Genomic DNA, 8,773 nt, shown 5'->3' on the forward strand with positions numbered 1-8,773 from the left:
CTGGACTACCGTAGCCTGATGCCCATCGCCCGGTGGCGCTACGCTTACCGGGCCTACACTTCCCCCGTCACGTAGGCCGGGTGAGCGCAGCGCCACCCGGCAACAGGCCGCATATAACTTAACCGTCTTACTGATTCCTTTTCGTTTTTTAGCCTGCCGTCTCGTTGTCGATATAGTCTTCAAAACGTCTATCAAAAGGAACTGTCTCGTGAAACTTCGATTGGGTGCGCTTCTCCTGACTGGCCTGCTGCTCGCGGGCTGTGATCAGGGCGGCAATGATGCCAGACACATTAAAGTCGGCGTGATCAATGGCGCTGAGCAGGACGTGGCGGAAGTCGCCAAAAAGGTGGCAAAGGAGAAATACGGTCTGGATGTTGAGCTGGTGGGCTTTAGCGGCTCGCTGCTACCCAACGATGCCACCAACCAGGGCGAACTGGACGCCAACGTCTTCCAGCATCGCCCGTTCCTCGCAGAAGATAACAAGGCGCACAATTACAAGCTGGTCGCCGTGGCCAATACCTTCGTCTTCCCGATGGCGGGTTACTCCCGAAAGATTAAATCGGTCTCTGAGCTGAAGGACGGCGCAACCATTGCGATTCCAAACGATCCCACCAACCTTGGCCGCGCGCTGTTGCTGCTGCAAAAAGAGAAGCTGATTACCCTTAAACCGGATGTTGGCCTGCTGCCAACGGCGCTGGATATTACCGCGAACCCGAAAAACTTACAGATTATGGAGCTGGAAGGGGCGCAGCTGCCGCGCGTGCTGGACGATCCGAAAGTGGATGTGGCCATCATCAGTACCACCTATCTCCAGCAAACGGGGCTTTCTCCGGTACACGACAGCGTCTTTATCGAAGACAAAAACTCACCCTACGTGAATATTGTGGTCACGCGTGAAGAGAACAAAGACGCCGAAAACGTGAAGGAATTTATCCAGTCCTATCAGTCGCCGGAAGTGGCGAAAGCGGCGGAGACCATTTTTAACGGTGGCGCGGTGCCGGGCTGGTAAGCCCCGGTAAAAAGGCCAGCGCTCCGCTGGCCGTCAAAGCGTTACGCGGGCATCGGTTCGGCTTTCGGGCCACAGAAAACCCTGACCAGACTGTGCGCCGGACGCGCGGGCGCGCGCCAGATCCCGCGAGTTTTCGATGCCTTCTATAAGAATTGATTGCGCGATACCTGCCCTGACCTCCTGTACAAACGGGGCAAGCGGCGCGCGCTCGCGCAGCGCTGAGCGGTCAATTTTCACCCCATCCAGCGGCAGCGCAAGCCGCGCGAACGCCTCCGCCAACTCCCGGGTTAAATCGTCCAGCCAGATTTGCCATCCCGCCTCTTTTAACCGAACAAGCGTGGCATGAAGGCGACGTTGCTCATCCTCGCTCAGCCGTGTGATGGTGAGGGGATCCTGAATTTCAATCGTTAACCGCTGCTGATGGCGTAACGCCAGCAACAACCGGATAGCGCGTTCGTTGAGAAGGTGTTCTGCCGGAAGGTTTAGCCAGTAAGCGTCCCGGGCGGGTATCTGTAACAGGGTGTTGGCCTGCCAGAAGAAGATTTGCAGCGCGCTGCGCGAGGGCAGCGAGGCAAACAGCACCTCAAGATTGACGTTATGGATCTCCACGAGAACTTCATGCGCGAACACCTGGCCCGAATGAAGATCGACAAGAGGCTGGAATCGCAGCCCTGAGATACGTTGCAACAGGGGAGAGGGAAGAACGGTATACATGGAACAGCCTTCAGGAAATGAAAAAAGGTTCCCGCGGACACGGGAACAAAAGGCAAACGACACACGGTCAAATTCTTAATTCAGGATCCAGCGAATGCTCTGGTAAAACGAGGGGCCACGCACGGCCTTAAGCTTGTTCATGGCGTTGTTCTTATAAAAGTAAACCAGCCTGACGTTACACCCCAGCTGACGGGCGATTTGCTTGGTTTTGAGATTACAGGAATAGCCGCGCAATACGCTGGCCTCCTCGCTGGACAACCTCGCCGGGGTGCGTAAGCGGGTCGTCATGCCTACGTTGTAACGGCCAGACTCTTGCGGCGTCTGGCTCATCAGTATTTGCCACAGCGCTTTGATATCCCCCAGGGAGACTCTTTTGCTGATGACTCCATCAACATGTTTGAATTTCAAATAGCCGGCGGATAACGAATAGATATAGATCTTCGCCGTCACTTGTTTCTGTTTAATACAGAGAATGTCGTCATTCGTCGTCACCCGGAAATGACGCGTATTCAGCGGATCATAAATGATGATATCAAAGAGTTGTTCACTCATAGCAAGTTCTTCGATATGGGTAAATCCATGGAAAATAACGTCGTGTTTTTCATCAGGCTCACGCTTTCCAAGCGATTGCAGGCCAATCATCGTGAATTCGCAGCTGTCAACAACGGCAACGTGAATTGTTTTTTTATTTTGCATTGGCATTCTCCTTTCGCTGAGTAAACAGTCCATATAAGAGAAAATGGCGGTTCGCACTCTCTTATTAAAAGAATAGCGAGCACTTTTTAAATAACGCGATGCGATGGCATCAATGTAAGCCAATACAAACCGTCGAGTAAAGCTGAAGCCAATTATTAGCGGAAGATAAAATTGAAAAATGGTTTTAATGGTATATGCAATTGTTTTAATCTTCTAATAATATTCATGCCAGATTTTTATTCTGTAAATGAGCGGATAATAAGCATCAGAAGGTTGATTAATGGGGTTAATCCACCGCCTTTTCAGTGATTTACTGCTGTTCCTGTAAGAAAAATTGTGATCGTGGCAGGATTATCGACAGGGCTTTATCTGCGAGGGGAAACGGCGTGCAGAATAAAATAGAATTTTTTCTATGAATTTAATGTCCTTGTTCAGATTTTTAATCCTGAGAAGGATAAAATCCTGGCGCGAAGAGGTTGTGAGTGGTGAGTACATAAACTATTATCATTTTCCTCCGGTCACGAGAATTTAGAAAAGACATGAATAATACTGAACGTATCGTAAGGGTAATGGTGTTTTACAAAATAAATATATTTAAAGAGATAATATTCCGGGCGCTCCAGGATCTTTTACCCGATTACGTACTGAACATTACTCAGGTCGATTCCACAGAACAGGCGCTGGCGGCGGTGGCGGATAATAACGTGGATGTTTTCTTCACTGAATTTAATTATCTGCTTAATCATAAAGAGTGGAGTGCGGAGGTCAGCAGCCGTTTTACATCTTTATGTAAAACCCATCACGTCAGGCGTGTTCTGTTGGTGCCCGAGCTGCCTTACGGGCTGTTAAAAAAAGTTCTGGAGATGAAATTTGAATTAACCATCAGTCAGCAGGATGAATTGACTGAACTGAAAAAGGAATTACCCGCGTTGCTCATGGCGGACGGGCAAAAACCGTCGATCTCTTCGTGGCTCAGGCGGGTAATGCGGTCCGGCTCCCGGGCGCGTTCCATCCTCTCGGCCAGAGAGTGGGAGGTGCTTCATCTTATCGTGGAAGGATTTTCAACGACGGAGATTGCCCGTCATCGAAACCGTTCGGTCAGTACCATTGCGACACAGAAACACAATGCAATGAAAAAGCTGAATCTTTCCAACCACAGCGAACTGATTAAGTATGTGCAAGCGGTTGGAAAGATGGAGGAATAGTTCACATCAGGGATAGATAATATTCAGCGTAGCCGATGTATTGATCTTACCCTGGCTCACCTGGGCGGGCGCCCACACGTAATAGTACGCCGCCATCGGAAGGGTGAAATGTTCGTCCAGCGCCGCGCCAGCCGCCACGCTGAAAATCATCGTGGCGTTGCCACGGCTGGTGGTTGAGGTAGAGAAGGTCACCGGCGTTTGCGGGGCGTCACGTTTTATCAGGCGGAGCCCCACGCCCTGCGCCGCGCTACTGCTGCTGTCGATCAGCACCGAGCTGTCGGTTGAGAGCAGCTGCGTGCTGGACAGAAACATCTCAATTGCCCGATCGGAATTGCCATTAACCCCGACGTTCTGACAGCTCATGTTCAGTGAAAAAGGCGTCAGCCCCGGCTGTGAGGATGCACTGAGCTGGGGAATGCCGAGCGTCGGCAGCGCCACGGTCAGCCCCGCATTATCAAAGGAACAGGTAGTCAGTTTCGGCGCGTATTTGATGATCATCGGTTGACCAAACATATCTCGGTTGTCGTAAGGCCACTTGAACCCGCTGAATAACCACTGCGCTATCTTGATGACCTGATTGATTGGCCAGGTGATGATTTCCCAGATGGATAACCCGCTCATGTCGCTGACGAACAGAACGTCGCTCATGTTCGCCGTATCCCCCGTCAGGGTGGTACCGCTCTGGTTAACGAGGGTGAAGCGAACCGTAAACGGTGTGTTCAGCTCAGACGCCGTATGGCTACCGCTGGCTGACAGGGTTTTATTGGCCGGGGGATTGGTGATCTCCGCCCGCACCATATACTTGTTATTGCTGAACCCGAGGATGGTCGCGTATTTGCTGTCGGTCGAGAGGATCGGCGTGTAAGAAAATTCACTGTTACCCGTCGTACAGTTGAACGAGCCGCTGTACTGGGTGCTGAAGCTGCCGGTCCATGTGGGCGTGGCCGGGCTCAGCTTATCCGATAAATCAATGGTAATCGGTGTGCCATAAACGATGCTGCTGCCGGAGCAGGTGGCATAGCTCATCCCGCTAATGCTGGTGAGGAGCAGGAACATGAATGATCGTAACATTTTGATAATCCGTAATTAATGGCAAACCGATGAGGAGCTGTTCAGCCCCCAGGCCGGGGAGGAGATTTCGCACTTTCCGCCGCGGAGATGCACGTTGAGCGCGCGTGGCGGCTGTTCAGCACGGATATACAGTACGCTGGCCTGGCCGACATACCCGACAGATCCACCGTGTTCATCCAGCACTTCGGTGCCAAACGGCAGCGGTTTGCCGTCGGTGCGCGTCGCATGAAGTACCCATGACTGGCGCTTATCGGTTTCGAAGCGGATATAACTCACCGCCCCGTCGTAAGGAGCCACGTTAGCCATATTGCCGATCACCTCCGCGCCAGCGCTATTTTCCGTTTCGGTTAACGTAATGGCGTTTTTGCGATACGGGGTGGCGTAAGGCACCAGCGCTACGCCATCGCGGTTCGTCATAATGCTTTCATCGCCGTTCACCATCAGCCCCTCCGCCTTTGGCGCATCGACGATAGTCATGGTTGTGCCGGTTTCGTTTGAGGCGAGAACGTGCCACGGGTAGGCCACCAGGCTTCCGCGTCCGCTGAGCCCGGTCTGGCGGTAGTCGGAGGATTCGCTGTAAGAGCCACCGAGTGTCGCGAAGTTCGAACGGTACGCGGCGTTAACGCTTGCCGCATTTTTACCCCCACGCGCATTACTGCCGGAGAGGGTATAGCTCAGGCGGTTCGACGCCAGCGCGTTCCCGCTCATGCTGATATTGCTCTGCTCGTAATGCGAATCGCTGGCCGTCAGGCTGGAGGTGATCCACGCATTGTTATCAAACAGCGAGAACGGCAGGCTGAGGGAGAGGTAAAGGCGCGTCTCTTCTTCACTGTCCCTGTTCCGTACCCGGCTGGCCGACAGGGTATAGCTGGCGCGGCCGATGGCGTTGGAATAGCCCATCTGATATTCGCGCGTGGTTTGCTGTGAGTTCCAGTAATCGCGCTGTGTGCCGGAGACAAACACCGTGCCCCAGTTATTGAGCAGGCGCTGATTAAGGTTAAGCGTAAAGGTATTTTTGGGCTGCGCCGCGCGCAGGGCGTCCCAGGTGCTTAGCGACATGTCGGGCGCAACGCCAAACCGATCTTCATAGTCGTCGTACTGCGCTCTCAGGCGCTGATACCCTTCGCGCGAATAGAGCGCGTCGCTGAAGCTGTAATAGCCTTTAGTGGAATAGCGATAGGCCGCCAGGGTGAAGTTGGTGGCGGTGGTATCGATAAATTTGCTGTACGACACGCGATAACTCTGACCGCTGCTGGTGCGATCCTGTAGGGTGGTTTTGGCGTGGGTGACATCAAACGAAACCGCGCCAAACGGAAGGTTCCACCCGGTACCGACAAGCCCGGCCTGGTAGTTATCGCTAATAATCGTCCCGGTATACCCGGTGATGAGGTTATTAAACCCGTAGCGCAGCGTGGCCTGCATGAATGCGGGTTCGGCATCGAGCGTGTTCTGATGCACTTTACCCGCCACTACGCTGTACTGGCTCACCCCTTCTTTTAGCATCCCGGGCACGGCGGAAAACGGCACCGTGAAGGACTGCTGTGAACCGTCCGCTTCACGCACCACCACCAGCAAATCGCCCGCGGACCCGGTAGGTTGAATGCTGTCGAGGGTAAACTGGCCCGGCGGCACGTTCTCCTGATAGATCACGTTGCCATTCTGGATAACTTTCACCAGGGCGTTCGTCCGTGCCACGCCGTGAACCACCGGTGAAAAACCCTGCTGTGAATTTGGGCGCATCTTCATATCCGACGCCAGCGACACGCCGCGCACGCGCAGGGAATCAAACAGATCGCCAGGAATATAAAAGTCACCCAGCGTCAGGTTGGATTTCAGCGAGGCCAGGGGACGGCGCAGGTAGCGGGTATTATTCTGCCAGCTACTCTCTCCGCTGGCGGTTTTCCGCCAGGCGCTGCTGTCGCGAAACTGCCAGCCGAACAGGTTGGCGCCGGAATCCAGCCCGGCATAAAAATCATCATTTGTGTCTTTCGCAGTGCCTTTCGCGCGGGTGTTGTACCAGGTCGTGTTCCACGAGAGCATCAGCGCCGGTATCCCCTCGTCCCAGAACTGGGGGGCAATGTAACCTTCTTCAGTACGCTGCACGGCCGCCTGCGGAACGGTAAGCGCCAGACTCAGGGTGCTGGTATCGGTTTTGACTTCACCGCCCTGAACCAGATCGCGCAGCTGGACCTGCCCGTGCGCAATGGCGGGCGCAGGCACGGACGTGGTGTTGATGCCCAGCGACCGGGCATCTTTCCAGGCAAGGCGGATGTCGTCACGCTGCTCGCCGTAGATGACGGTATAACGTCCCTTCCAGCTGCCGTTTACGTAGATATCCATCTCCTGACTGCCGGCAGGCATGGCGTTGTTTTCGGAAAAGCGAGACAGATCGGACTCACCGGATGCGCCAGCAAGCAGGGAGGGATCAAACGAGACGGCCCCTGATTTATGCGAAAGCAGAAGCGTGCAGACTGCCAGCAGACAGAGTCTGTTTTGTTTCATTTTCATGGTGAGTCTTTCCGATCACTGACTGGTGAAAGTCCGGGTTTTATACGCGCCAAGATCGTCCACATACATCAGCTGGAAGGTCTGTCCGCGCTTAACCGTATTTTTGGCGGCGACCGTCAGCTGCCCAAACGGGGAAACCATCGGGGACTCCTGGAGCAATTTCGTTTTACCCAGCGAAATATTGGCGACCGTAATATGGAACGGACTGTTATTTGTAATGCGAAAGCGATCGCCGTCGGCGGCGAGCGTCAGTTTCGCCACCGCGTCATCCAGCGTGCCTTTCAGCGCAGCGGGCCGATAAAAAAGTTTGATACGGGATTTAATCGCCAGCTGAACAGTATTCTGGTTTTGCAGATTTTCAGGTCTGGGCGGAATGTCGAGGACATTCAGGAAAAAGACGGATTCGCGATCCGCAGGCAAGCTGGACGGCAGCTTTTTAATACGAAGCTGTTGACCATTATGTTCGTTAACCTTTATCACCGGCGGCGACAACAGAAACGGCACATTGGCTGTTTCCGGCGTGGAATTAATATCACCGTCATCTATCCAGGATTGTACCAGAGCCGGCGCATCGCCCGTATTCATTAACTGGACGATCACCTCTTTGTTATTTTCAGGATAAAGGACACGGGTGCCATTAATGACAATATTGGCCCATGAGTGACCCGTGCTTAGCAGTAAGCCTGCCAGCAAAATTGCCTTGCGCATGATTGCAACCTTAAATACAGGCTCTGCGAAAACAGAGCCTGAATAATCACTATTACAGGTAGGAAATGGTATACGTTACGTTGGAGCTTAACTCGCCCACGGTGGCGGCAGCGGCGTTTGTTTTATAGTAATAAACGTCCAGCGTCAGCGTTTCGGAATCTGGCGCGGTCGCTGTACCCATAATATTTGTCGTGTAAGGCTGGTTCAGGGTAATAGGCGTAGACGAACCTGGCTCCACTAACGCAAAGCCGACATTACGTGCCACGCTGGCATCGCTTTCGTTCACGCTGTTATTCAGCAGGTATTTACCGTCAGTGGAAATATTATCCGCGCTGGAGAAATAAACTTTCAGCGGGGTACCGGTCGTTCCGGCTGCTGGTGAGCAACCAGAGAATGTCAGCGCAATAGATTTTTTATTTCGGGTGATCAGGCCAACCGTGGTGCCCGCATCTTTTACCGAAATAGGGGAAAGCGCAACGGTAAAGTCCGCGCTTTTACCGCCGTTAATGGTACAGGTTGTATCGGTAATAGCGCCGGTAAAGTTAATGATACCACCCGCCGAATTGTCTGCGGCCACTGCGCTGGTAGAGGCAATAGCGGCGGCCAGCAGTGATACGGTCATGATCGATTTGAACATGATAAACTCCATGAAGATTTGTGTTATTTAAAATGAATGTTAATCGGCTACACATGTCCCTGATGTACCGGCTAGACGCATGGCGACTCGGGAGAATGCTTTGACGATATTATGTTGCACTAAAAAAGTACATGGCTTTGTTGAATAAATCGAACTTTTGCTGAGTTGAAGGATCAGATCACGCATCTTCCCGACAACGCAGACCGTTCCGTGGCAAAGCAAAAG

Annotated in this window: 8 protein-coding genes and 1 pseudogene; 2 read left to right on the plus strand and 7 right to left on the minus strand. The window is 53.0% G+C overall.

What is annotated here, in order from left to right; translation table 11 throughout:
* The first annotated feature begins 208 nt into the window (after positions 1–208).
* Positions 209–1,009 carry a lipoprotein NlpA gene (nlpA, locus tag ACOTWU_RS19090; protein ID WP_020480549.1) on the plus strand — a complete coding sequence of 267 codons (801 nt, stop codon included), beginning with the start codon at positions 209–211 and terminating at the stop codon, positions 1,007–1,009.
* 33 nt (positions 1,010–1,042) lie between these two features.
* On the opposite strand, the gene ACOTWU_RS19095 is transcribed toward nlpA, so the two are convergent.
* Positions 1,043–1,723: an EAL domain-containing protein gene (locus ACOTWU_RS19095; protein WP_015570094.1), complete on the minus strand. Its 681-nt coding sequence runs from the start codon at positions 1,721–1,723 to the stop codon at positions 1,043–1,045.
* A gap of 75 nt (positions 1,724–1,798) precedes the next feature.
* A complete protein-coding gene (locus ACOTWU_RS19100) occupies positions 1,799–2,419 on the minus strand; it encodes a LuxR C-terminal-related transcriptional regulator (RefSeq protein ID WP_015570093.1) in 621 nt (206 codons plus the stop codon).
* Between the two features lie 569 nt (positions 2,420–2,988).
* Here ACOTWU_RS19100 and ACOTWU_RS19105 point away from each other — a divergent pair.
* Positions 2,989–3,624: a LuxR C-terminal-related transcriptional regulator gene (locus ACOTWU_RS19105; RefSeq protein ID WP_015570092.1), complete on the plus strand. Its 636-nt coding sequence runs from the start codon at positions 2,989–2,991 to the stop codon at positions 3,622–3,624.
* Between the two features lie 6 nt (positions 3,625–3,630).
* Here ACOTWU_RS19105 and ACOTWU_RS19110 read toward each other — a convergent pair whose 3' ends face one another.
* From ACOTWU_RS19110 to ACOTWU_RS19130, 5 genes and pseudogenes are all read right to left on the minus strand, one after another.
* Positions 3,631–4,695, minus strand: a complete 1,065-nt coding sequence (locus ACOTWU_RS19110; RefSeq protein WP_032668888.1) for a fimbrial protein — start codon at positions 4,693–4,695, stop codon at positions 3,631–3,633.
* A 15-nt stretch (positions 4,696–4,710) separates the two neighbouring features.
* Positions 4,711–7,203: a fimbria/pilus outer membrane usher protein gene (locus ACOTWU_RS19115; protein ID WP_047638023.1), complete on the minus strand. Its 2,493-nt coding sequence runs from the start codon at positions 7,201–7,203 to the stop codon at positions 4,711–4,713.
* Positions 7,204–7,218: 15 nt separating this feature from the next.
* Entirely contained in the window at positions 7,219–7,911 is a 693-nt protein-coding gene (locus ACOTWU_RS19120) for a fimbrial biogenesis chaperone (protein ID WP_015570089.1), read from the minus strand.
* A 52-nt stretch (positions 7,912–7,963) separates the two neighbouring features.
* Positions 7,964–8,548 (minus strand): fimbrial protein, encoded by a 585-nt coding sequence (locus ACOTWU_RS19125; protein WP_017383657.1) that lies wholly within the window; start codon positions 8,546–8,548, stop codon positions 7,964–7,966.
* A 39-nt stretch (positions 8,549–8,587) separates the two neighbouring features.
* A pseudogene (locus tag ACOTWU_RS19130) lies at positions 8,588–8,773 on the minus strand (hypothetical protein); the annotation flags it as partial.

The organism is Enterobacter cloacae complex sp. GYL001, assembly GCF_049237125.1.
Lineage (GTDB): Bacteria > Pseudomonadota > Gammaproteobacteria > Enterobacterales > Enterobacteriaceae > Enterobacter > Enterobacter hormaechei_C.

Coding starts and splice junctions, on each gene's coding strand:
- ACOTWU_RS19125 (WP_017383657.1), bottom strand. CDS start 8,548: ATGTTCAAATCGATCATGACCGTATCACTGCTGGCCGCCGCTATTGCC.
- ACOTWU_RS19120 (WP_015570089.1), bottom strand. CDS start 7,911: ATGCGCAAGGCAATTTTGCTGGCAGGCTTACTGCTAAGCACGGGTCAC.
- ACOTWU_RS19115 (WP_047638023.1), bottom strand. CDS start 7,203: ATGAAAATGAAACAAAACAGACTCTGTCTGCTGGCAGTCTGCACGCTT.
- ACOTWU_RS19100 (WP_015570093.1), bottom strand. CDS start 2,419: ATGCAAAATAAAAAAACAATTCACGTTGCCGTTGTTGACAGCTGCGAA.
- ACOTWU_RS19095 (WP_015570094.1), bottom strand. CDS start 1,723: ATGTATACCGTTCTTCCCTCTCCCCTGTTGCAACGTATCTCAGGGCTG.
- ACOTWU_RS19110 (WP_032668888.1), bottom strand. CDS start 4,695: ATGTTACGATCATTCATGTTCCTGCTCCTCACCAGCATTAGCGGGATG.
- ACOTWU_RS19105 (WP_015570092.1), top strand. CDS start 2,989: ATGGTGTTTTACAAAATAAATATATTTAAAGAGATAATATTCCGGGCG.